22 protein-coding genes are annotated in these 22,350 nt (G+C 65.0%); 1 reads left to right on the top strand and 21 read right to left on the bottom strand.

Annotated elements, in window-relative coordinates:
* Positions 1-289 precede the first annotated feature (289 nt).
* The 7 genes from rpsO to rimP form a co-directional block, all read right to left on the bottom strand.
* Entirely contained in the window at positions 290-559 is a 270-nt protein-coding gene (rpsO, locus tag NLM27_RS31930; RefSeq protein WP_018644188.1) for a 30S ribosomal protein S15, read from the bottom strand.
* Between the two features lie 2 nt (positions 560-561).
* The gene (gene truB, locus NLM27_RS31925) at positions 562-1,683 is read right to left on the bottom strand and encodes a tRNA pseudouridine(55) synthase TruB (RefSeq protein ID WP_254147058.1); all 1,122 of its coding nucleotides are present in this window, start codon (positions 1,681-1,683) and stop codon (positions 562-564) included.
* Positions 1,680-2,111 carry a 30S ribosome-binding factor RbfA gene (gene rbfA, locus NLM27_RS31920; protein ID WP_254147057.1) on the bottom strand — a complete coding sequence of 144 codons (432 nt, stop codon included), beginning with the start codon at positions 2,109-2,111 and terminating at the stop codon, positions 1,680-1,682. The genes truB and rbfA overlap by 4 nt, the downstream gene beginning before the upstream one ends.
* A 157-nt stretch (positions 2,112-2,268) precedes the next feature.
* On the bottom strand, positions 2,269-4,974 hold the full coding sequence (gene infB, locus NLM27_RS31915; protein ID WP_254147056.1) for a translation initiation factor IF-2: 2,706 nt from the start codon (positions 4,972-4,974) through the stop codon (positions 2,269-2,271).
* 70 nt (positions 4,975-5,044) lie between these two features.
* Entirely contained in the window at positions 5,045-5,728 is a 684-nt protein-coding gene (locus tag NLM27_RS31910) for an RNA-binding protein (protein ID WP_254147055.1), read from the bottom strand.
* A gap of 23 nt (positions 5,729-5,751) precedes the next feature.
* Entirely contained in the window at positions 5,752-7,362 is a 1,611-nt protein-coding gene (nusA, locus tag NLM27_RS31905) for a transcription termination factor NusA (RefSeq protein WP_254147054.1), read from the bottom strand.
* 2 nt (positions 7,363-7,364) lie between these two features.
* Positions 7,365-8,120, bottom strand: a complete 756-nt coding sequence (gene rimP, locus NLM27_RS31900; protein ID WP_254147053.1) for a ribosome maturation factor RimP — start codon at positions 8,118-8,120, stop codon at positions 7,365-7,367.
* Between the two features lie 360 nt (positions 8,121-8,480).
* Between rimP and NLM27_RS31895 the strand changes: the two genes are divergently transcribed.
* Positions 8,481-9,563, top strand: coding sequence for a DUF2336 domain-containing protein (locus NLM27_RS31895; protein WP_254147052.1), 1,083 nt, complete (start codon positions 8,481-8,483; stop codon positions 9,561-9,563).
* Positions 9,564-9,725: 162 nt separating this feature from the next.
* Here the strand turns inward: NLM27_RS31895 and trmB are convergent, their stop codons facing one another.
* The 14 genes from trmB to NLM27_RS31825 all read right to left on the bottom strand — a co-directional run bounded on the left by trmB (position 9,726) and on the right by NLM27_RS31825 (position 22,248).
* Complete coding sequence (gene trmB, locus NLM27_RS31890; RefSeq protein WP_254147051.1) at positions 9,726-10,439, bottom strand: tRNA (guanosine(46)-N7)-methyltransferase TrmB; 714 nt, start codon at positions 10,437-10,439, stop codon at positions 9,726-9,728.
* Positions 10,436-11,593, bottom strand: coding sequence for a M20 family metallopeptidase (locus NLM27_RS31885; protein WP_254147050.1), 1,158 nt, complete (start codon positions 11,591-11,593; stop codon positions 10,436-10,438). The genes trmB and NLM27_RS31885 overlap by 4 nt, the downstream gene beginning before the upstream one ends.
* Positions 11,594-11,679: 86 nt before the next feature.
* Complete coding sequence (locus NLM27_RS31880) at positions 11,680-12,093, bottom strand: helix-turn-helix domain-containing protein (RefSeq protein WP_018319423.1); 414 nt, start codon at positions 12,091-12,093, stop codon at positions 11,680-11,682.
* Positions 12,094-12,315: 222 nt separating this feature from the next.
* Positions 12,316-13,926 carry an apolipoprotein N-acyltransferase gene (gene lnt / locus NLM27_RS31875; protein WP_254147049.1) on the bottom strand — a complete coding sequence of 537 codons (1,611 nt, stop codon included), beginning with the start codon at positions 13,924-13,926 and terminating at the stop codon, positions 12,316-12,318.
* Positions 13,923-15,041, bottom strand: a complete 1,119-nt coding sequence (locus NLM27_RS31870) for a hemolysin family protein (RefSeq protein WP_254147048.1) — start codon at positions 15,039-15,041, stop codon at positions 13,923-13,925. Before NLM27_RS31870 ends, lnt begins: the two co-directional genes overlap by 4 nt.
* Position 15,042: 1 nt before the next feature.
* Positions 15,043-15,531 (bottom strand): rRNA maturation RNase YbeY, encoded by a 489-nt coding sequence (gene ybeY, locus NLM27_RS31865; protein ID WP_254147047.1) that lies wholly within the window; start codon positions 15,529-15,531, stop codon positions 15,043-15,045.
* Between the two features lie 80 nt (positions 15,532-15,611).
* The gene (locus NLM27_RS31860) at positions 15,612-16,607 is read right to left on the bottom strand and encodes a PhoH family protein (RefSeq protein WP_254147046.1); all 996 of its coding nucleotides are present in this window, start codon (positions 16,605-16,607) and stop codon (positions 15,612-15,614) included.
* Positions 16,608-16,671: 64 nt separating this feature from the next.
* A complete protein-coding gene (gene miaB, locus NLM27_RS31855; protein WP_254147045.1) occupies positions 16,672-18,066 on the bottom strand; it encodes a tRNA (N6-isopentenyl adenosine(37)-C2)-methylthiotransferase MiaB in 1,395 nt (464 codons plus the stop codon).
* A 182-nt stretch (positions 18,067-18,248) separates the two neighbouring features.
* Entirely contained in the window at positions 18,249-18,929 is a 681-nt protein-coding gene (locus tag NLM27_RS31850) for an HAD family hydrolase (RefSeq protein WP_254147044.1), read from the bottom strand.
* 80 nt (positions 18,930-19,009) lie between these two features.
* A complete protein-coding gene (locus NLM27_RS31845; protein ID WP_027563929.1) occupies positions 19,010-19,465 on the bottom strand; it encodes a Fur family transcriptional regulator in 456 nt (151 codons plus the stop codon).
* A gap of 38 nt (positions 19,466-19,503) precedes the next feature.
* Positions 19,504-19,989, bottom strand: a complete 486-nt coding sequence (gene rimI, locus NLM27_RS31840; RefSeq protein ID WP_254147043.1) for a ribosomal protein S18-alanine N-acetyltransferase — start codon at positions 19,987-19,989, stop codon at positions 19,504-19,506.
* Positions 19,986-20,678 (bottom strand): tRNA (adenosine(37)-N6)-threonylcarbamoyltransferase complex dimerization subunit type 1 TsaB, encoded by a 693-nt coding sequence (gene tsaB, locus NLM27_RS31835; protein ID WP_254147042.1) that lies wholly within the window; start codon positions 20,676-20,678, stop codon positions 19,986-19,988. Before tsaB ends, rimI begins: the two co-directional genes overlap by 4 nt.
* 201 nt (positions 20,679-20,879) lie before the next feature.
* Positions 20,880-21,449 carry a NifU family protein gene (locus NLM27_RS31830; RefSeq protein WP_254147041.1) on the bottom strand — a complete coding sequence of 190 codons (570 nt, stop codon included), beginning with the start codon at positions 21,447-21,449 and terminating at the stop codon, positions 20,880-20,882.
* A 304-nt stretch (positions 21,450-21,753) separates the two neighbouring features.
* Positions 21,754-22,248 (bottom strand): universal stress protein, encoded by a 495-nt coding sequence (locus NLM27_RS31825; protein WP_254147040.1) that lies wholly within the window; start codon positions 22,246-22,248, stop codon positions 21,754-21,756.
* Positions 22,249-22,350: the final 102 nt, after the last annotated feature.

Below are 22,350 nucleotides of genomic sequence, written 5' to 3'. Positions count from 1 at the left end.
GCGATCAGCGTCCTGCGATCCTGCCATGGTTTTTGGATTTCGGATGGCGTCCATCCTTTCGGGTCATACGGGCGCCTTGCCCGTTGTGCCCAGCCGCCGGATTGCTGCTGGACTTTCAGTCGGCACGAACGCGAACACCGAACCGCGGTCTTCGCTCATCATGCCCCCGGATGCGAATCATCACGGCCCGCATCCGACGCGTACGCAGCCTCGATCAAAAACCTTTAAATAAGCGCTTTCGTTCGAAACCACGTGCGAAAACGCGCGCCATTGGCGCGCGCAGCAACACTTAGCGACGAATATTGTGCTTCTCGAGCAGCGCCTTGTACCGCGCCTCGTCCCTCTTCTTGAGGTAGTCGAGAAGCGAGCGGCGGGTCGAGACCAGCTTCAAGAGACCGCGACGCGAATGGTTGTCCTTCACGTGGGTCTTGAAATGGTTGGTGAGGTTGTTGATGCGTTCCGACAGGATCGCGACCTGAACCTCGGGCGAGCCGGTGTCGCCGGCCTTGGTGGCATTCGTCTTGATGACTTCCGCTTTGCGTTCTGCGGCAATCGACATCGTCAATTTCTCTCGTTGCGACCGGTTGAGGCAGTCAAGCCGGTCAGGTTGAACACACGCTTGGGGATGATTTCGCCATTGCCAACTTCAGCAAGCGCCAGAAGACGGCCTGCCACCGTGACATAGACTGTGCCGCTACAAGTGGGCGCATCCCGTCCGCGCAACAAAACGGCCTGGCCCCGGTGGAGCCTTGCCGCATCAGCCCGAGTGACGGCCAGTGCCGGGATGTCGTCCAGCGCGGTCTCAACGGGCATAAGCGCGTCGGCGAGGCTACCCTCGCCGGACGCGGCTCTATCGCACAAAGCCTCCAACTGATCCAGCGGAATCATGTCGTTTTCGCCAAATGGGCCGACCAGGGTCCGCCGCAGCGCGCAGATATGGCCATAGGTGCCGAGAATCCGGCCCATATCGCGGGCCAGCGCCCGGACATAGGTGCCCTTGCCGCATTCGGCCTCGAACACCGCCCGGTTGTTATCCGGTTGATCTACAAGGGTTAAATGGTGAATCTCGACGGGGCGGGGGGCCAGCTCCACGACTTCGCCGTCGCGGGCGAGGTCATAGGCGCGCTCGCCCTGGACCTTGATCGCGGAGTAGCGCGGCGGGATCTGCTCGATCACCCCGGTGAAGCGGGGTAGGAGAGCCAGGATGGCCTCCCGGGTCGGGCGCTGGTCGGAGGTCGCGGTCACCCGGCCCTCGATGTCGTCAGTGTCGCGCTCCTCGCCCCAGCACACCGTGAACTGGTAGCGCTTGCGGCCGTCCATCACGAAGGGGACGGTCTTGGTGGCTTCGCCGAGTGCGATCGGCAGGCCGCCCGAGGCGAGCGGATCGAGCGTGCCGGCATGTCCCGCGCGCTTGGCATTGAACAGGCGCTTGAGCACGGCGACGGCCTGCGTCGAGGTCATGCCGATCGGCTTGTCGAGCACGACCCAGCCGTGGACGTCGCGGCGGTCGCGGCGCGGCTGGTTGCCCTTCTGCTGCTGCTTGGCACGCGGATCATTGTTGACGCGGCGCGGCTCCTGGTGCGGTTGAGAATTGCTGTCCAGATCCGCGAAATTATTTTTCTGCACGTCGCGCTGATCGGGCTGTTCGCCGCTGATCGTGTCGTGAGCCGGGTCCATCGTCATCGTTCATCTTCCCGATCCGAATCCGGATCCTGTTCCAAGTCCTTCTGCACCGCAGGTGTTCGCAAAAGCTTCTCGATCCGTTCCGCTTCGTCGAATCGTTCGTCGACGCGGAAGCGAATGTCAGGTGCAAATTTCAGGTTAACGCGCCGCGCAACTTCGCCGCGCAGGAATTTCTTGTTGCGCTCGAGCGCAGCGATGACGATCTCGGTGTCGCGGCCACCAAGCGGCATCACATAGACTGTTGCGAGCTTCAGGTCGGGCGACATCCGTACCTCCGGCACGGTGATGATGTGGCCCTCGAGGTCCGCATCATGCACGTTGCCTTGCGCCAGAATCTCGGCCATCGCGTGGCGAACCTGCTCGCCGACGCGCAACTGACGCTGCGAGCCGCCGGGCGCGGAACTCTTTTTCTGGTGGTGCCGTGGCATCGTCGAAAATCACCTCATCGTGCCCGCGTTTGGGACACGAGCATTGTCATTTGTCCTGTTGAAACCGAATGAGGCGCGGATGGCCGGAATAAATCCGGCCATCGCACTCCTGCAATTTTAGCTCAAAAAGATCCGGGCGCTTCGGTAAGATTTGGACTTACAGGGAGCGCTGGATCGTCTCCACGCGATAACACTCGATGACATCGCCTGCGCGCATGTCGTGGTAGTTCTCGAAGGCCATGCCGCATTCCTGACCGGACTGGACTTCCTTCACTTCGTCCTTGAAGCGCTTCAGCGTCGACAGCTTGCCTTCGTGCACGACGACGTTGTCGCGGATCAGGCGCACATTGGCGCCGCGTTCCACGGTGCCGTCGGTGACGCGGCAGCCGGCAACCTTGCCGACCTTGGAGATGTTGAAGATCTCCAGGATCGAGGCATTGCCCAGCATGGTTTCGCGCAAGGTCGGCGCGAGCAGGCCGCTCATCGCCTTCTTCACGTCGTCCACGAGGTCGTAGATGATGTTGTAGTAGCGGATCTCGATGCCGTTGCGCTTGGCGGCCGCAGCGGCCTCCTTGTTGGCTCGAACCGAGAAGCCGATGATCGCGGCGTTGAAACCTTCCGCGAGCGTCACGTCGGATTCCGAGATGCCGCCGACGCCGGCATGCAGGATGCGCGCGGCGACTTCGTCGGTGCCGAGCTTCTCCAGCGAGCCGAGGATCGCTTCCAGCGAGCCCTGCACGTCGGCCTTGACGATCAGCGGGAATTCCTTGCGGCCCGCCGTCTTCAACTGCGACATCATCTGCTCGAGCGAGCCGCGCATGCCGGAGATCGAGGCCGCCGCGTTCTCGCGCTTCTGGTGCGCGCGGTAGCTGGTGACCTGGCGGGCGCGGGCTTCGTTCTCGACCACCGCGAGACGGTCGCCGGCTTCCGGCGGACCGTTGAAGCCGAGCACCTCGACCGGCACCGAGGGACCGGCCTCCTGAACCGTCTCGCCCTGATCCGAGATCAGCGCGCGGACACGGCCCATTTCGGCGCCGGCAACGATGATGTCACCGACGCGAAGCGTGCCGCGCTGGACCAGCACGGTCGCGACCGGACCACGGCCGCGATCGAGCTTGGCTTCGATCACGGTGCCTTCGGCCGGACGCTCCGAATTGGTCTTCAGGTCGAGGATTTCGGCCTGGAGCGCGATCATCTCGAGCAGCTTGTCGAGATTGGTCTTGTTCTTGGCGGAAACTTCGACGTCGACAACTTCGCCGCCGAAGGATTCCACCTGCACCTCGTGCTGGAGCAGCTCGGTGCGCACGCGCTCGGGCTTTGCGTCGGGCTTGTCGATCTTGTTGATGGCAACGATGATCGGCACACCCGCCGCCTTGGCGTGGTTGATGGCTTCCACCGTCTGCGGCATCACGCCGTCGTCGGCCGCAACCACCAGCACGACGATGTCGGTGACCTTGGCGCCACGGGCGCGCATCGCGGTGAACGCGGCATGGCCGGGCGTGTCGATGAAGGTGATCTTCTTGCCGGTTTCGGGCGAGGACACCTGATAGGCGCCGATATGCTGGGTGATGCCACCGGCTTCGCCCGAGACGACGTTGGCGTGACGGAGCGCGTCGAGCAGCGAGGTCTTGCCGTGGTCGACGTGGCCCATCACGGTCACCACAGGCGAACGCGTCTCGGTGTCGGTGGAATCGTCGGTGGCGTCGAATAGGCCTTCTTCAACGTCGGACGCGGCAACGCGCTTGACGGTGTGACCCAGTTCCTCGGCGATCAGCTGCGCGGTGTCAGCGTCGATCACGTCGGTGATCTTGTGGATCGCGCCCTGCTTCATCAGCATGCGGATGATTTCCACCGCGCGCTCGGACATGCGGTTGGCGAGTTCCTGGATCGTAATCGCTTCCGGAATGATCACCTCGCGGATGAGCTTTTCCTTCGGCTCGTTCGCGGCATGGCCCTTCAGGCGCTGGGTGCGGCGGCGGAATGAGGCGATCGAGCGCTCGCGCACGTCGTCGGCATTGAATGCGGTGACGACCGTCAGGCGGCCGCGCTCTTTCTGCGGGCCGGGCTTGTGGGTGGGCTTCGGGGCTGTCGCCGGGCGTGCAGCGCCGCCAGGACCGCGACGGATCTGGCGCGGACCATCATCCTCGTCCGGTCCGGCTGCAACCGCGGGAGCGCGACCCAACGGGCCGCCGCCTGGCCTTGCCGTGGTCGTTCCGGGGCGCGCGGTCGTTGTTCCCGGGCGTGCCGTGGTTGTGGTGGTACCGGGCCGCGCCGTGGGCGCGCCGGGCCGGGGCGCAGAAGTGGCCGGGGCGGCCGCAGCAGGACGCGGAGCAGATTGCGGCTGCTCGCCTTCGCCAAAACGCTTCTTGGCCTCGGTCTCGGCCTTGCGCTTGGCCTCGTCCTCGTGACGGTGGCGCTCTTCCTCGGCCTTGCGGCGCGATTCGGCGGCCTCGCGTTCGGCGCGTTCGGCGGCTTCGCGGACAGCGCGGCGCTGGGCCTCTTCCTCGGCCTGGCGGCGCTCCTCGACTTCGCGCACCTTGGCATCGGCCAGCGCGCTGGCGCGGGCGGAACGTTCGTCCTCGGTCAGCGTGCGCAGCACCACGCCGGAGCCGGCGTTGCGCGGCGGCGCCGGACGGGCCGGAGCGGGCGTGGGGGCGGCCGGTGCCGGCTTCGCCACCTCGGCAGCCTGCGGCTCAGGGGTGCCGTCGATGCGACGCTTGCCGCGCTTCTCGACCACGACCTGCTTGCTGCGGCCATGGCTGAAGCTCTGGCGCACAGTGCCCGTTTCGACGCGCGGCTTGAGCGATAGCGTCTTGCTCGGAACGCTCAGCTTCTTGTCGCCAGGGGTCTTGGTATCAACCATTCAGCAGTCCTAATCCTGATTTATTAGTGTTGTGCGTTGCCGCACCGTCCTATCGGGTCGTCGTTATCTCTCAGAAATCCTGGCCGGGCTTTTCGGCAGTCTTGTCATCGTCCGCCATCCGGTATCGGACCAGCATCTGGCTACGTGACAGGAATGACTTGCTCGCCGGGCCCGCGAGCAGGGCAGCATGTATCACATTTGACCGGGTCAGTGCCAAATCCAATTCTAACGATTTCAGTGCAGTAACGACGGGAATCTGCGGCTTGGCGCCGCGATTCCCGGCATTTTGACGTGCCAGCGTGTCTAATTTGCGGATTCCGTCCGCGGCCCCGTCGCTGGCGTGGATCAGGACCTCGACCGTGCCTTCCCGAAGGGCGCTTTCGACCTTGCCGAAGCCGGCCACGATCTGGCCCGCCTTGGCGGCGATCCCAAGGGCTTCCGTCGCGCTCCGGACCAGGAGCGCCTCAATATCGGCGGAAAGCGTCTGAGGGATGCGCAGCTCGCGCTTGAAGGACTTGTTAAATTGGTGACGCCGGACGGCTTCCGCAACCACCACGCGCGAGGCGGTGATCCACATGCCGCGTCCGGGCAGCTTGCGCTTGAGATCGGGAACTATATCGCCCTGGGGCGAGATAACGAAGCGGATCAGCTCGTCGATCGGCCGGACCTCGCGACTGACCGCGCACATTCGCATGGTCGCGGACCTTTCGGTCCGCGGTCCATGGTCGAGTTCGGGGTCAGTATCGGCAAGCATCCGGGCGACATCCTCCTTCGCCCTTAAGCCGGCTGATCTTCGGTCGCCTCGGCCTCTTCGGCCGGCTTGGCGAGATCGGCCTCGGTGATCCAGCCGGCCTTGACGCGGGCCTGCATGATCATCGCTTCGGCGTCGTCACGGCTGATGTCGATACCGTCGAGCGCACCCGGATATTTGGTGGATTCGCCACCTTCCTTGCGCTCGGTCCAGCCGACCAGATCGTCAGTGGCGCAGCCGGCGAGGTCGTCGACGGTCTTGATGTCGTTCTCGCCGAGCTTGACCAGCATCTTCGAGGTGACGCCGGGCACGTCCTTGAGGGCATCCTCGACGCCGAGCTCCTTCCGCCGGGCCTCGATCTCGGCTTCCTGCTGCTCGAGATATTCGCGGGCACGGTTCTGGAGCTCCTGCGCGGTCTCCTCGTCGAAGCCCTCGATGCCGGCGAGCTCCTTGAGGTCCACCATGGCGAGCTCCTCGACCGAGGTGAAGCCTTCGGACGCCAGCAGCTGGCCGACCACTTCGTCGACGTTGAGCGATTCCATGAAGACGCGGGTGGAGTTCTCGAAGTCGGCCTGGCGGCGCTCCGATTCCTCCTGCTCGGTCAGAATGTCGATGTCCCAGCCGGTGAGCTGCGAGGCCAGACGTACGTTCTGGCCGCGACGGCCGATCGCCAGCGAGAGTTGGTTGTTGGTATCGGGCACAACGACCTCGATGCGCTCGCGGTCTTCGTCGATGACGACCTTCGAGACTTCCGCCGGCGCCAGCGCGTTGACCACGAAGGTCGCGATGTCGGGCGACCAGGGAATGATGTCGATCTTCTCGCCCTGCAATTCGTTCACCACCGCCTGCACGCGCGAGCCGCGCATGCCGACGCAGGCGCCGACCGGATCGACCGAGGAATCGCGGGAAATCACGCCGATTTTCGCGCGCGAGCCGGGGTCGCGGGCGACCGCCTTGATCTCGACGATGCCGTCATAGATCTCCGGCACTTCCTGCGCGAACAGTTTTGCCATGAACTGCGGATGGGTGCGGGAGAGGAAGATCTGCGGGCCTCTCGTCTCCCGGCGGACGTCGAAGATATAGGCGCGGACGCGGTCGCCGTTGCGGAAGACTTCACGCGGCAGCATCTCATCGCGGCGGATGATGGCCTCGCCGCGGCCGAGATCGACGATCACGCTGCCATATTCGACGCGCTTGACGACGCCGTTGACGATGTCGCCGATGCGGTCCTTGAATTCCTGATATTGCCGGTCGCGCTCGGCTTCGCGCACCTTCTGCACGATCACCTGCTTGGCCGATTGCGCGGCGATACGGCCGTACTCCAGCGGCGGCAGCGTGTCGGCGATGGTGTCACCGACCTGGGCGCCGGGATTGGCGCGCTGTGCATCCACCAGCGAGATCTGGTTGGAATGGTTTTCCACCTTCTCGACCACCAGCATGTGGCGCGACAGCCGCAGCTCGCCCTTCTTGGGGTCGATCTCGGCGTGAACGTCAGTCTCGCTGCCGTAACGGGCCCGCGCCGCCTTGGCGATGGCATCCTCCATCGCCGCGATGACGATGCCGCGGTCGATCGATTTCTCGCGCGCAACGGCATCCGCGATCTGGAGCAACTCAAGTCGATTGGCGCTGACTGCCATGGCTAGTCTCCTTCGTCAGGCTCGATCTCGCCGCGCCGCGCGCGTTCGGCGGCAAGGCGATGCTTCTTGGTGTTGGTCGGAGCCGGCTTCTTTTTCGGCTTGGTGTTCTTGGTGGTTTTTTCGCTGATTTTCGCGTGCGGCGCCTGCGGCGGCTCGAGGCCGAGATCGCGGCGCATCTGGCGCTCCTCGGCCTTGCCGCGGCGCATGGATTCCGCAATCAGCTCATCGGTCAGCACCAGCCGCGCCTCGCCGATATCCTCCATGGTCAGGAGAACGTCGGGATCATCGTCCGCCTTGACGTCGTCGCGATGCAGATGCACGCGGTCGCCTTCGACGGCACCGAGCGTTCCACGGAACCGCTTGCGTCCTTCATGCGCGACGGCCATCTCGACCTTCACCAGATGTCCGGCATATCGCTCGAAATCGGAACGGCGCACCAGCGGGCGGTCGATCCCCGGCGAGGAGATTTCCAGCCGATAGGCGCGATCGATGGGATCGGCGACATCGAGCACGGGCGACAGCGCCCGCGAGATCGCCTCGCAGTCCTCGAGCTGCATCGATCCGTCCGGTCGCTCGGCCATGATCTGCACGGTGCAGCCGGCTTCTCCGGAAATACGGATCCGCACCAGGCGGTAGCCCATGCCCTCGAGCACGGGAGCTGCAACCGCGGACACCCGTGCCGCGACGCCCGGCTCGACCACGAGCCGTGGCTCGGCCAGCAATTCGGCATCCGTGGAACCAGTGTTCGGTTCGGTCATAGCAGCGGTCAAGGTGCTCGATGGTTAAGGCTTGGTTAAGGCTTCAAAGCCCGCTTCGGAACTCTCCCGACGGCGCGTCGGGCTGCATCTTCCGCCAAGCCGCGTTCAGGTAATAAAAAAGAGCGGGTCCTTTCGGGCCCACTCTCACTACGCGGATCGTATGAGAAGATGAATTGCTGTTGATATAGCGCTTTCCAACCCCCCGGACAAGGCCCATCGCAGGGCGGACGAGGCTTTTTGCGCCCGATTCGCGGCGCCCCGGGCCTAACGCTTCCTTCACCTCGGGCGGCTAAATTCCCCGATCGTGGGGCGGCTTGGACCAAGGGCGCCCGCGGCGTGCCCCGTACGAGTTGCGTTTTCATGACCGTTGCCACGTCGCTCATTCCCGGACTGGACGAAATCGTCAAACGCGGCGATCCCCGGCGTCGCGGCGAAATCGCGCGCGCCATCTCCGAATTATTCTTCCACGACGCCGCAAGACTCCGTCCCGAGCTCATCGATCTCTTCGACAATCTCCTGATCGATCTCGTCCCGCATGCCGAGCTCACCTCGCGCGTCGATCTCGCCGAACGCTTCTCGCGGCTGAACAATGCGCCGCGGCATCTGGTCGGCCAGCTCGCGCGTGAAAACGAGATCATGGTGGCCGGCCCCGTGCTGCGCCGCTCGCCCGTGCTTGACGAGGCCGCATTGGTCGAGATCGCGCGGCTGAAGGGCCAGGGCCATCTGCTGGCGATGACGGAGCGTCCCGCGTTGTCGGCGAAGGTCACGGACGTCCTGATCGAGCGCGGCGATCGTGACGTGGTGCGCCGCGCCGCGGGCAATGCCGGAGCGGTGTTTTCGCCTGGCAGCTATTCCGAATTGATCAAGCGTGCCGCGCAGGACGGCGTGCTGACCCTCAAGATCGGCCAGCGCAATGATCTCTCGGGCGAGCACCTGAAAGAGCTTCTCGACGGCACGCTCGACGTCATCCGCCGCCGCCTCTCCAGCGTGGTCAATCCCGTGCGCCAGATCGAGATCAAGCGCGCGATGGCGGCCATCGAGGAGGCGGCGCTGCCGCCGGGGCCGCGCCGCGATTTCTCGGCGGCACAGCGTACCGTGCTCGCCCTGCATCGTGAGGGGCACCTCGGCGAAAGCGCCCTGCTCGGTTTCGCCAAGGCGCACAAATACGAGGAATCGATCGCCTCGCTCTCGGCGATGTCCGGCGTCCGCCTTTCGATCCTCGATCGTCTGATTTCGGGCGACCGCTACGATCCGATTCTGATCCTGGGCCGCGCGCTCAATCTCGGCTGGCCCACGGTGCGCGCGCTCATCCTGCTCTGGTACGGCCCGCATCGCACGCCCGCCGATGCCGACATCGAGACCGCGCGCGTGAACTTCACGCGTCTGATGCCGACGACCGCCGAACGCGTCGTGAATTTCTGGCGCAACCGGCAGACGATTTAGCGCCGCGCTTCGTCATTGCGAGCCAACGGGTCGCGCGAATGCGCGCCCGATGACAGGCTCCGCGAAGCAATCCAGAAATCTCTCCGTGGAGGCACTCTGGATTGTTTCGTCGCCAGCGCAAAATTGCTTCGCAATTTTGTCGCGGGCTTCTCGCAATGACGGCTAATCGACCCGTCTGAATCGCAAGTAAGCCGCCTTGCGTCCCTCGCGGGCGGCCTTCCGGCCGTAGCGCGTCATGGTGTAGCCGTCCCAGGGCTGCCGGAAATCGTCGGCGCGCTCCGCAAGCCAGACGAAGTCCGGCGACCGCGCAAGATGCGACAGCGTCCAGGCGCAGTAATCGTCGATGTCGCAGACGAAGCGGAATTCGCCGCCAGGCTTGAGCACGCGCGCCATTGCGGCGATGGTCCTGTCCTGGACGAAGCGCCGCTTCCAGTGTCGCCGTTTCGGCCAGGGATCAGGATGAATCAGATCAATCCGCGACAGCGAGGCCTTCGGCAGCCATGCCAGGAGCTCGGCGGCATCGCCCGCGAACAGACGGATGTTGCCGATATTGGCCGCCTCGATCTGCGCGAGGATCTTGGCCATGCCGTTGACATAGGGCTCGCAGCCGATGAAGCCGGTCGTGGCGAAATTCTGCGCCTCGGCTGCGAGATGCTCGCCGCCGCCGAAGCCGATCTCGAGCCGCACATCGTTCGCTGCGGGATCGAAGATCTCGCAGGCATTCGCCGGCGCTTCGCTCGCGATGTCGAGCGCAAGATGCGGCAGCAGATGATCGATCAACCCGGCCTGATGCTGCCTGAGCTTGTGGCCCTTGCGGCGCCCGAAGAAGGCGCGCTCGCTGTCATCGCGCTCGGGATCTGATTTGCGCTCGCTCATCGCAGCGTCTGATACAGACGGTGGAGCAGCCGCGCACGCGGCTCGAGCGACGAGACGTAGAGCTGCTCATAATGGGTGTGCGCACCCTTGCCGTCGACGCCGAGTCCGTCGAGGGTCGCGGTGTGCGGGGCAGTGAAATTGCCGTCCGAACCGCCGCCGGTGTGGGTGTCGATCAGCTCGAAGCCGATCTCGGCGGCAAGCGTCTTTGCGTGCTCGTAGAGCGAGGCGCCTGCATTGCTCTTCTCGTAAGGGGGACGATTGAGCTCGCCCGTGACCTTGACGGTGACGCCTTCGGTCTTCGACGTCAGCGCGAGGATCTTGCCGACGAACTCGTCCGCGTCGTTGAGGCTCAGCACGCGCAGATCGACTTCGGCATAGGCGTCTTCCGGCGTCACGTTGGGACGCGTGCCGCCGCGCACCACGCCGACATTGACGCTGACGCCGCGCTTCAGGTCGTTCATCCCTTCCAGCGCCAGGATCACGTTGGCGAGCTCGCGAACGGCGCTGCGGCCGTCTTCCGGCCGGGACCCGGCATGCGCGGGCACACCCTTGATGAAGACGCGGAAGCGTCCGACGCCCTTGCGTCCGGTGACGATCCTGCCGCCGTCGCGCGCCGGCTCCGTCACCAGCACATATTTGGCCTTGCGCCCCTCCTTCTCGATCAGCGCACGCGAGGTGGGGCTGCCGATCTCCTCGTCGGAGGTGAACATGTGGGTGATGCCGAGCGGCGACCGATCGCCGGTGGCGCAGAGCGCGCGAAAGGCGTGATGGGCGATGTAGGCGCCGCCCTTCATGTCGTAGATGCCGGGGCCGAATGCGCTGTCGCCCTCGACCTTGAACGGCAGGCGCTCGATGAAGCCCATCGGGTGAACGGTATCGAGGTGGCTCAGCACCAGGATACCCGGCCGGTCCTGGCCCCAGGTCGAGCGCGCCACGAGATGATCGCCGCAGCCTCCGACGCCGGCGACGCGCTCGAGCGTGACGGGCAGATCGCGGTACTGCTCAGCGACCACGGAGATCAGCTTGTTGACCTGTTCGGGCGCTTCGGTCGGCGTCTCGATCTCCACCCAGCGGCGGATGCCATCGAGAATGGTTTGGGAATCGAACCAATTGGAGCTGGCCATGAACGCATCTATGCCCTTGAACTGCATCATCGGAGAGGACGCGCATCGAGGCGCGGCCGCAATGACGACATAGGCCAGATTTGGCGCAGTCTCAAATCGCCATTGAGATTCGCGCGTCAGCGCTTGTCGGGGCCTTCGCGGGCGGCGATCTGCTCGACGAGATCGACGATGGAGCGGCGCATCTTGGAATCGGTGATTCGGGTGAACGCCTTGGTCAAGGCGAGTCCCTCCGATGTCGCGAGGAAATCCGAGACGTAAGAGGGCGAGGCGCCTTCACTGAAGCCATCCGGACCTGGCACACCGCTCGGCCCGCCCTCGAACAGGAACGACACAGGGACCTGGAGAATTTCGGCGATCTGCTGGATGCGGCTCGCACCGACCCGGTTGGTGCCCTTCTCGTACTTCTGAATCTGCTGGAAAGTCAGGCCCAAAGCTTCACCGAGCTTTTCCTGGCTCATGCCCAACATGATGCGGCGCATACGCACGCGACTGCCGACATATTTGTCAACAGGGTTGGGCGCTTTCGACATTTCCTCAGCCCTCCAAACATCACCCTCGGCGCAATCGTCAAGCATGCCTCAGGTGCCAGCATCGTCAAACCGAATCCTCTTATTGGGAAACATTGCGGAGAAATTTAGCAATGCATCGCCGTCTTTCGCAGCCGGTGCAGAATGGGGAGCCCGCGTGCAGTCTGTCAACAGCGGGACTACGGTTGTCAAAGGATTCCAGCCGCGTCTGCGGCCACGGCGCGATCAGGGGCGCTTGGCGACGCGCCGACGGACCGCCACGATAACGGCCAGCGCGACGAGCATGGCGGCGGGCGCATCGCCCACCCGCGCATAGACGGTCGGCGGAATAGCGGCCGGCAGGCTTGCATCCAGAATGCCTTCGATCCCGAGACCGAGGCTGGCAATGGTGCGGCCCACCGGATCGATCACTGCGGAGATGCCGGTATTGGCGGAGCGCACCAACGGCAAGCCGAGCTCGATCGCGCGCATCCGCGCCTGCTCCAGATGCTGATAGGGACCGGTCGAGATGCCGAACCAACCGTCATTGGTGAGGTTCACGATCCAGCCGGGACGTTCGTTGCGTCCTGCGACCTCGCCGGGAAAGATGGCTTCGTAACAGATCAGCGGCAGCGCGGGCGGAGCGCTGGGGACCGGCAGCGCGTGCCGCACGGTGCCGGCAATGAAGCCGCCGCGCATGCGCGTCAGTTGCTCGAAACCGAGCTTCTCCATCAACCCCTGGTAGGGAAGAAATTCTCCGAAAGGCACCAAATGCAGCTTGTCATACACAGCGAGCACGCTGCCGTCGTGATCGATCACATAGATCGAATTATAGGCGCGCGTGATTGGCGTGCCCCGCGGCAGGTCGGGCGCGCGGACCGAACCCGTGATCAGCACGGTGCCCTTCGGCAGAAGGTCGGCGATCTCAGCCATCGCGTCGGCTTCGCGCGTGAGGAAGAACGGAAAGGCGGATTCCGGCCAGATCAGGATGGTAGCATCGCGCACGCCGGTCGATTGCGGACCCGAGGCGCGGTCGGACAGCGCCAGGTATTTCTTCATCACCTCCGCCTTGGCGGCATAGTTGAATTTCACGTCCTGCTGGAGGTTCGGCTGCATTAGGCGCAGCTTGGCGCCTGATACCATCGTGGTCGGATGCAGCGACAGACGGATCGCGCCGAACGCGCCCATGACGATCAGAAGCGCAATCGCCGCGGCCGTCGCGCGCCATTGCAGGCGGCGATCGGGCGCGCGGTCGATCAGCGTCGCAGGGCTCGCGAAGATCGCGACCGTCAGGAACGTCATGCCCCACAAGCCGATCAACGATGCCGTCTGCGCCAGCGGCAGCGGCTCGGACAGCGCGTAGCCGAACGCGTTCCAGGGAAAGCCGGTCAGCGCGTGACCACGCAGCCATTCGCTGATGGTGAGGCTTGCTGCGAGAGCCAGCACGCGCGTGGCGTTCTTGGTCCAGAGCAGCCGCGCCAGCGCAAAGCCGATCGCCGTGAAGATCGAGAGATAGGCCGGTAGGCCCAGCACGGCGAACGGCGTCAGCCAGGCGAACACGTCGGCGTCGACGAAGAAGGCGTAGCCGATCCAGTAGAGGCCGGGCACGAAATAGCCGAGCCCGAACCAGTAGCCGGTTAGCGCCGCGGCAGGGACGCCGCCATGTCGTCCGGCTCCGGCGCCGTCGATCAACCAGACCAGCACCGGGAAGGTGACAAACAGCACCGGGAAGAGATTGAACGGCGCCAGCGCCAGCACCGACAGCGCTCCGGCTGCCATGGCGATGACGGCGCGCTTCCATCCCCAGGTGAGGATGATGGCAAGCGCAATCTGCCGAAGTCGCTGGAGGAGGCTCACTGCGGACCGGCCCCGTCGCTGGGCGGCGGGGTGGGCGTGTCGTTGGCCGATGGTTGACCGCTCTCCGGCGCAGCTTCGCGGCGTCGGCTCTCACGCTGGGTGCGCGGTGCAGGACGCTCCTTCCGCGTCGAGATGCGCAGCCGCTTGACGCGGCGCGGATCGGCATCGAGCACCTCGACCTCGTAAGTGCCGGGGCCCGAGATCACTTCGCCGCGCACCGGCAGGCGTCCGACGAAGCTGACGAGATAGCCGCCCAGCGTCTCCACCTCTTCGCCGGCCTCGCCGGTGACGAAATCCTCGCCGATCACCGAGCGGACGTCGTCGAGGCTGGCGCGGGCGTCGGCGATGAAGGCGTTGTCGGGCAGGCGCACGATCGAGGGCGGCTCGTCGCTGTCGTGCTCGTCGTCGATCTCGCCGACGATCTGCTCGACGATGTCCTCGAGCGAGACCAGCCCATCGCTGCCGCCATATTCGTCGACCACGAGGGCGAGGTGGATGCGCGTAGCCTGCATCTGCGCGAGCAGGTCGATCGCCCGCATCGACGGCGGGACGTAAAGCAGCTTGCGGATGATGCGCGCGTCCTGGAGTGGCAGCGCGAGATCGACGGCGCGCAGATCGAGTCCGGCCGGCAGCGGCTTCTTGCGCTTGGTCTTGGCGGCGTCCGACACGCGCGCGCGCGAGGTCATGAAGGCGAGCAGGTCGCGGATGTGGACGATGCCGACGGGGTCGTCGAGCGTCTCGTTGTAGACGACGAGCCGCGAATGGCCGGCGCTCTCGAAGCGGTCCATCAATTCGCCGAGCGGGATGTCGCGCTTCACCGCGATGATGTCGGCGCGATGGACCATGACGTCGGCGATGCGGCGCTCATGCAGGCCGAGAATGTTGCGCAGCATGGTGCGCTCGACCGCGGAGAAGCCGGTGTCGTCGGGCGTCGACGCGTCGAGCACGACCTGGAGGTCGTCGCGCACCGATCCCGCCTTCCAGCCGAACAGCGTGCGGATGGCGCGCAGCAGCCAGCCTTCCGCGGTCGGGCGCATCACCTCGCCTTGCGTCACGACGACGGGCAAATTGCGCGTGTTGGGCGGGTTGTCCTGGATTGGGTCGGAGTCCGGCATCTCAGTTTGTCCCCGGGCGGTCTGCATAGGGGTCGGGGATGCCGAGATGCGCCAGGATCTGTCGTTCTAGCGCTTCCATCTCCTCCGCGTCGGCGTCGTTCTCGTGGTCGTAACCGATCAGATGCAGGAAGCCGTGCACGGCGAGGTGGCTCAAATGATGCTCGAACGGCTTGTGTTCCTCGTCCGCCTCGCGCCGCATGGTCTCGTAGGCGATCGCGATGTCGCCGAGCATGCGCGGCGCATCGCCTGGCTTCCACTCGCCCTCCGGCTGGAGCGCGGGGAACGACAGCACGTTGGTCGGCTTGTCGATGCCGCGCCAGTTGCCGTTGAGGGTACGGATGCCGGCGTCATCGGTCAGCATCACGGCCACTTCCGCCTCCGCAACGTCTTCGTCGACGCTCTCGGCGGCGGCCGCAACGGCGCGCTGGATCACGGATTCGGAATCGGGCTCGCGCTGCCAGCAATCGGCGACGACGAGGACCTCGGTCATGGGAAAGTTCGGATGTGACATCTTGTTTGTTCGGAACGAAAGGCGCCGTGTTTGCGCCGCTTGGTCCGGCTGTTGTCTCTTCAGGATTTACCGGTGGCCGGCCGCTGCGGCGAGCCTTCATATGCGGCGACGATCCGCGCCACGAGCTCGTGGCGAATCACGTCCTCGGCTTTGAAATGAACTTGTGCAATCCCCTCGACGCCACCAAGCAGCCGGGTCGCTTCCGCCAGACCCGAGGTCTGGCCGTTCGGCAGGTCGATCTGGGAGGGGTCGCCTGTTACGATCATGCGGCTGTTCTCGCCGAGACGGGTCAGGAACATCTTCATCTGCATCGACGTGGTGTTCTGCGCCTCGTCCAGGATGATGGCGGCGTTGGTGAGCGTGCGGCCGCGCATGAAGGCGAGCGGCGCGATCTCGATCTCGCCGGTCTGCAGCGCGCGCTCGACGATGCGTGCGTCCATCAGGTCATAGAGCGCGTCGTAGATCGGACGGAGATAAGGATCGACCTTCTCGCGAAGATCGCCGGGCAGGAAACCGAGCCGCTCGCCGGCTTCCACCGCCGGACGCGACAGGATGATCTTGTCGACCTCCTTGCGCTCGAACAGCTGTGCGGCATGCGCGACTGCGAGCCAGGTCTTGCCGGTGCCGGCCGGGCCGATGCCGAACACCAACTCGTGGCGCTTCAGCGCGCGGATGTAGGAATCCTGCGCGGCGGTGCGCGCGCGCACCGGGCGCTTGCGCAAATTGATGCTGTCGAAGGTCGACTTGGCCGATTTGGCGTCGAACTCGAACAGCGAGCCTTGCGCGATCACGGCGCGGATCGCGCCCTCGACCTCACCCTGGTCGAGATCCTGGCCCTTCACGGCCTGAGCGTAGAGCATCTCCAGCACGCGGCGTGCGGCGTCGCAGCCGTCGCGCGTGCCGCCGATGGTGATGTGGTTGCCCTTGGAGTCGACGACCACGCCGAGGCGCCGCTCGATCTGCGCGAGATTCTGACCGTAAGGGCCGACCAGCGCGGAAGCGGCGCGATTGTCGTCGAGATCGATGACGACCTGGGTCTCGGGCGGAACTTGCATGTCGCGGTCAAATTTGCGGCTGGGAGCGATAGAAGACGAATCCGATGCGCTTTTTGGCAAGGGTTCAGGCTCCAGTGGCTTGCGATAAAACGGGCTCGCGCGCGTTGCGCGGCGTCACGAGCTCGCCGAGAAAGCTGTAGCGCTCGAGGCTGTCGATGCGTACCGGCAGGATCTGTCCGATGATGTCGGGCGAAGCCATCACATGCGCGGGCTGGAGGTAAGCGGTGCGGCCGACGATCTGGCCCTCCTTGCGGGCCGGACGCTCGAACAGCACATCGACCGTTGAGCCAATCGCAGCCTTGTTGAAGGCCGATTGCTGGCTGTCGATCAATTCCTGGAGCCGCTCCAATCGCTGGTCCATCTCGGCGGGGGACACCGTCTCTTGCATGTCCGCGGCCGGCGTTCCCGGCCGGGCGGAGTATTTGAACGAATAAGCCGCAGCGTAGCCGATTTGCGTGACAAGCGCGAGGGTGGCAAGAAAATCTTGCTCGTTCTCGCCGGGGAAGCCGACGATAAAATCTGATGAAAAAGCAATATCTTGGCGTGCGGTACGGAAACGGTCGATGACATCGAGATAATCATCGGCGGTATGTTTCCGGTTCATGGCGGCCAGAATCCGGTCCGAGCCCGACTGCACCGGCAGATGCACGAACGGCATCAGGGCACCGAGATCGCGATGGGCCGCAATCAAACTATCGTCGACGTCGCGCGGATGGCTGGTCGAATAGCGCAGCCGCGCGATGCCCGGAATTTTTGCCAGATGCTCGAGCAACCGGCCGAGCGGCCAGCTTTTTCCATCCGGCCCTTCGCCGTGATAGGCGTTGACGTTCTGCCCGATCAAGGTGAGCTCGCGCACGCCGTTGTCGGCAAGCCGCTTCACGTCGTCCACGATCTTTGCAACGGGGCGCGACACCTCGGCGCCGCGCGTATAGGGCACGACGCAGAAGGTGCAGAACTTGTCGCAGCCTTCCTGCACCGTGACGAAAGCGGAAATGCCGCGCGCGCGGATCGCGTCGGGTTTGGGCTGGGCCAGGAAGCCGAACTTGTCGGCCGCGGGAAACTCCGTCTCGATTGCCCGGCCCTCGTCGCCGGCGCGCTTCAGGAGATCCGGCAGGTGATGGTAGCTCTGCGGTCCGACCACGACGTCGACGACGGGCGCGCGGCGCACGATCTCCTCGCCCTCGGCCTGCGCCACGCAGCCGGCGACCGCGATCTGCATCGCGCGGCCCGCGCGCGCGGCCTCGTCCTTGGCGACGCGCAAGCGCCCGAGCTCGGAATAGACCTTCTCTGAGGCCTTCTCGCGGATATGGCAGGTGTTGAGGATGACGAGGTCGGCTTCCTCGGCGCTGGCCGTCTCCACGAATCCTTCCGGCGCCAGCGTGTCCACCATGCGCTGGGCATCGTAGACGTTCATCTGGCAGCCATATGATTTGATGTGCAGCTTGCGCGGCGGCGTCATGGAACCCGAAATTGAGGTGGAGGACGGCCCTCAGATATAGGCTGGAGGGGTGAAAATCCAGCGATTGGCCGCTTTTCGGGTCGTCATTCCGGGGCGCACGCCAGCGCGAACCCGGATTTCAGAGTTTTGCCGCGAGATTCCCGCGTCCAAGGGTGCCTCGGAATCACGCGGAGTGGCCGAAATCAGCCCGCCAGGGCGTCCGTTTCGACCCGCCGGACCAGCTCCGGCAGCTCATGCATGTCGGAAAAGAGCAGATCAGCGCCGGCCTCGCGCAGCGTTTCGGCATAGCCGTCGCCGCAATGGCTGCCCCCGTAAAAGCCGAACACGGTCATCCCGGCCGCCCGCGCGCCGGCAATGCCGGCCAGGCTGTCCTCGATCACGACGCAGCGCTCTGGCGATACGCCCATCTCGTTCGCCGCGAACAGGAACAGGTCCGGCGCCGGCTTTCCGTTCTTCACCTGTGAGGCCGAGAAGATGTTCGGCGCGAGGCGCTCGTACAGGCCCGTACTCCCCAGGCTCACGCGCATGCGCTGATGCGAGCCGCTCGAGGCGACGCAGACGCGCTGGGTGACGACCTCGAGCACGTCATGGATGCCTCGGATCGCTTCGAGATCGGCCTCGAACGAACGGAACAACTCGGCCTGAAGATCGCCGTGATAGGCGTCGGGCAGCTTGCGGCCGAGCTCGGTCTCGATCTCGAGATTGGCCTGCCGCGTCGAGCGACCGAGGAAGCGCTCGAACACTTGGTCCGACGTGATCGGATAGCCGTGCCTCGTCAGTACATCCGCATGCGCGCGACAGGAGATCACCTCGCTATCCACGAGCACGCCGTCGCAATCGAAGATGATGAGGTCTATCGGCACTAAGGCATGATCCGGAAAAGTGTGGAGCGGTTTTCCCGCGCGACAAACGCGGAAGGCGTTTGCGCGGAGATCATGCCCAACTAAGACGTCGGCTTGTCGTCGTCGAGCGGCACGCAATAGAGCTCGAGCCGGTGATCGACCAGTCGGTAGCCGAGCTTGCGCGCGATCTCCGCCTGGAGCTTCTCGATCTCTTCGGAGGTGAACTCGATCACCTTGCCATCGCGAAGGTTGATGAGGTGGTCGTGGTGGCTGTCGCGCATCGTCTCGTAGCGCGCGCGGCCCTCGCGGAAATCGTGGCGCTCGATGATGCCGGCATCCTCGAACAATTTCACGGTACGATACACCGTCGAGATCGAGATCTTGTCGTCGACTGCGACGCAGCGCCGGTACAGCTCCTCGACATCGGGATGGTCGACCGCCTCCGCGAGCACGCGGGCGATGACGCGGCGCTGCTCGGTCATGCGCATGCCGGTGGCGGCACAGCGGGCCTCGATGCCGGACGCCTTGGATGCGGAAGAGGGTTTCAGTGCGGTCATGATGGATCTGCCTGACGGGGCGCTTTCTGCCATCAATGTTACGACAAGTCACGTCGCATCAGAAGGGCGTTCAATTGTTCCCCGTTCGGCTGCTTATAGTAGCGTTCGCGGCGCCCGACCACCATGAATCCGGCCCGATCATACAGCCGGCGCGCCGGCTGGTTATTTTCCTCAACTTCAAGAAATATGGTGCGCACGCCGCGCCCCGCGAGATGGCCGAGATGGGTCATCAGCAGCGTGCGGGAGAGGCCGCGGCCGCGATGGGCCTGGTCGACTGCGATCGAGAGGATTTCCGCTTCGTCCGCGCCGATCCGCGACACCGCAAAGCCGATCGTGCTGCGGCCAAGGCGCAAGCGATGCACCAGCGTGTTGCGCTCGCTGATCATGCCCTCGAACTCGCCTTCGCCCCAGCCGCGTGCGAAGGAGGCGCCATGAAGCTGCGCCAGCCGCGCGGCATCGCGTGCGGACGCGGGCTCGACGGCGGCGGTGCCGCCGCGCCACCATTGCGACAACCATCTCATCATGAGTTTGCGGCTTGTGCGAGCGGCGCCTGTGCGGCCGGCTTGGCATCGGGTGCTTTTAGATAGAACGGCCGCGCCGGATTTGTCGCGGGATCGGCGGCGGCACCGAGCCAAGCGACCCAGCCGATGTCGGGCGCGGCTTGTGCGTCGACCGCAACGGGTTGCGGCCCATCCTTCGGCCAGCGCTCGGCAAGGATGTTTGCGGCGTTGCCGACCAGATGCGGCGCGCCGAATTGCGAGGCCGCGATGGCCTCGTCGATGCTGGCGACTTTCGGTCGCACCAGCTGGCTGCCGTCGCCGGCGACGATCTGGAAATAGACGTGGTCGTGCCGCGCGTCGATCGCGGAGATCACGGGCGCCGATCGGCTCTGGCCGACGATGGTGGCGGCATAGGCCGACAAGGTGGTCAGGCCGATGGCCGGCCGCTCGGCCGCGAGCGCAAGGCCGCGCGCCGCCGAAATGCCGACGCGCAGGCCGGTGAAGCTGCCGGGGCCGACTGTGACGGCGATGCGGTCGAGCGCGGTGAAGCTGAGCGCTGCCGATTGCATCACCCGCGCGATCAGCGGCATCAACGCTTCGGCATGCCCCCGCTTCATCGGCAGTGATTCCTGCGCGCGCAGCTCGGCGGTTTCGGTGTCGAGCACGGCGGCCGCGCAGGCGTCGAGCGCGGTATCGATGGCGAGGATCAGCATGGAAAAGCGAATGGCGAGTGGCGAATGGCGAACAGTCTAGCGAACCACGCGCCTATCCGCCATTCTTCGCGCACTATTCGCAACCCCCTGATATCGCCGTACTTCGTAGGGTGGGCAAAGCGAAGCGTGCCCACCACGGCTCTTTCATCCTGGTTGGTGGGCACGGCGCAAGTGCGCCTCTGCCCACCCTACGGCACCGTCTTACATCGGCCGGACTTCGACCACGTCAGGCACGAAATGCTTGAGCAGGTTCTGGATGCCGTGCTGGAGCGTCGCGGTCGATGACGGGCAGCCTGAGCAGGCACCCTTCATGTTGAGATAGACGATCCCGTCCTTGAAGCCGCGGAAGGTGATGTCACCGCCGTCATTGGCTACGGCCGGCCGCACACGGGTCTCGATCAGGTCCTTGATCATGTCGACCGTCTCGGCATCGGCTTCGTCGAAGAATTCGTCCTCGTCGTCGAGATCGGCGTCGGCTTGCGCCGTACCGTCGGCGAGCAGCGGCGCACCAGACATGTAGTGCTCCATGATTGCGCCGAGGATCGCGGGCTTAAGCTGCTGCCATTCACCGCCCGCCTTGGTCACGGTGATGAAGTCCGATCCGTAGAACACGCCGGTGACGCCAGGCACGTCGAACAGCTTTTCGGCCAGCGGCGAGCGGCCCGCGGCTTCGCGGCTCGAAAACTCCATCGGGCTGCCGTCGACCACGACGCGGCCGGGAATAAACTTCAGCGTGGCGGGATTAGGGGTGGCTTCGGTTTGAATGAACATGGTTTTCTCCAGACGTCGCCGGTTCAAGGCCGGCGCGTGCCCTATCCACTAGCAGATGGCGACGAGGAACGCACGATCAAGGGGTGAGGCGGGCGTTTCGTTGTAATATCAGTGGGTTGTGGCGTCGCTTACCTCCCCCAGAGGGGGAGGGTCGATCGCGCGCAGCGCGAGCGGGGCGGGGTGATCTCTCCACACGGGCACTGTTCGCGGCGGAGAGACCTTCACCCCACCCCGTCTCTCATCTTCGCTGCGCTCAGATGTGAGCCGACCCTCCCCCTCCAGGGGAGGGTAAGAGGCCGCGTAGCTACGAAAGCGAATCCACGCTTTGGTCGCTCAGCGCGCCCGAGATGATCGTCACCGGCACCGGAAACGTCCCCACCTCATGCGAGAGCAGGGCGACCAGGGGCCCGGGCCCTTCCGCGCCGGGATTGGCGGCGAGCACCAGCATGGCGATGTCAGGGTCCTCGTCGATGGCAGCGAGCAGCTGCTCCATCGCGGCGCCCTCCCGGATCACCCGTTCCGGCGTGATCGCGGCGATGCCGTTGGCTCTACCGGCGGCGCGGTCGAGCGCGGCTTCGGCGGCTTCTTGCGCCTCGGCGCGCATGATATCGGCGACACCGAGCCATTCCTGGCTCTGCTGCTCCGGCTCGATGATGCGGAGCATCACCACGCCGCCGCCGGCGCGGATCGCCCAGCGGCTGGCGTAATAGACCGCGCGATCCCATTCGGCGGTGTCATCGACGATGACGAGGCATTTGGGCTTGTGACCCGGCTCGAAGCAAAGTCGCTTGCTGGTCATGCATGTCCCGGTGTGTGCGCGGCGAGCATGCTGCCACACTCCCTCCCGTTTTGGGAGAGGGGACGTCGGCCGGCGCGGTGGCGCCGGCCGACGTTGCGCTGA

This window comes from Bradyrhizobium sp. CCGB12, from assembly GCF_024199845.1.
In the GTDB taxonomy this organism is placed as follows: domain Bacteria; phylum Pseudomonadota; class Alphaproteobacteria; order Rhizobiales; family Xanthobacteraceae; genus Bradyrhizobium.
Note: the sequence above shows the minus strand (reverse complement) of the source record. Positions and strands in the feature narration are given on the sequence as shown.

Bases quoted from the DNA above. Each gene is read 5' to 3' on its own strand.
- rpsO (WP_018644188.1), bottom strand. From the start codon at position 559: ATGTCGATTGCCGCAGAACGCAAAGCGGAAGTCATCAAGACGAATGCC.
- truB (WP_254147058.1), bottom strand. From the start codon at position 1,683: ATGACGATGGACCCGGCTCACGACACGATCAGCGGCGAACAGCCCGAT.
- rbfA (WP_254147057.1), bottom strand. From the start codon at position 2,111: ATGCCACGGCACCACCAGAAAAAGAGTTCCGCGCCCGGCGGCTCGCAG.
- infB (WP_254147056.1), bottom strand. From the start codon at position 4,974: ATGGTTGATACCAAGACCCCTGGCGACAAGAAGCTGAGCGTTCCGAGC.
- NLM27_RS31910 (WP_254147055.1), bottom strand. From the start codon at position 5,728: ATGCTTGCCGATACTGACCCCGAACTCGACCATGGACCGCGGACCGAA.
- nusA (WP_254147054.1), bottom strand. From the start codon at position 7,362: ATGGCAGTCAGCGCCAATCGACTTGAGTTGCTCCAGATCGCGGATGCC.
- rimP (WP_254147053.1), bottom strand. From the start codon at position 8,120: ATGACCGAACCGAACACTGGTTCCACGGATGCCGAATTGCTGGCCGAG.
- NLM27_RS31895 (WP_254147052.1), top strand. From the start codon at position 8,481: ATGACCGTTGCCACGTCGCTCATTCCCGGACTGGACGAAATCGTCAAA.
- trmB (WP_254147051.1), bottom strand. From the start codon at position 10,439: ATGAGCGAGCGCAAATCAGATCCCGAGCGCGATGACAGCGAGCGCGCC.
- NLM27_RS31885 (WP_254147050.1), bottom strand. From the start codon at position 11,593: ATGATGCAGTTCAAGGGCATAGATGCGTTCATGGCCAGCTCCAATTGG.
- NLM27_RS31880 (WP_018319423.1), bottom strand. From the start codon at position 12,093: ATGTCGAAAGCGCCCAACCCTGTTGACAAATATGTCGGCAGTCGCGTG.
- NLM27_RS31870 (WP_254147048.1), bottom strand. From the start codon at position 15,041: ATGCCGGACTCCGACCCAATCCAGGACAACCCGCCCAACACGCGCAAT.
- ybeY (WP_254147047.1), bottom strand. From the start codon at position 15,531: ATGACCGAGGTCCTCGTCGTCGCCGATTGCTGGCAGCGCGAGCCCGAT.
- NLM27_RS31860 (WP_254147046.1), bottom strand. From the start codon at position 16,607: ATGCAAGTTCCGCCCGAGACCCAGGTCGTCATCGATCTCGACGACAAT.
- miaB (WP_254147045.1), bottom strand. From the start codon at position 18,066: ATGACGCCGCCGCGCAAGCTGCACATCAAATCATATGGCTGCCAGATG.
- NLM27_RS31845 (WP_027563929.1), bottom strand. From the start codon at position 19,465: ATGACCGCACTGAAACCCTCTTCCGCATCCAAGGCGTCCGGCATCGAG.
- rimI (WP_254147043.1), bottom strand. From the start codon at position 19,989: ATGATGAGATGGTTGTCGCAATGGTGGCGCGGCGGCACCGCCGCCGTC.
- tsaB (WP_254147042.1), bottom strand. From the start codon at position 20,678: ATGCTGATCCTCGCCATCGATACCGCGCTCGACGCCTGCGCGGCCGCC.
- NLM27_RS31830 (WP_254147041.1), bottom strand. From the start codon at position 21,449: ATGTTCATTCAAACCGAAGCCACCCCTAATCCCGCCACGCTGAAGTTT.
- NLM27_RS31825 (WP_254147040.1), bottom strand. From the start codon at position 22,248: ATGACCAGCAAGCGACTTTGCTTCGAGCCGGGTCACAAGCCCAAATGC.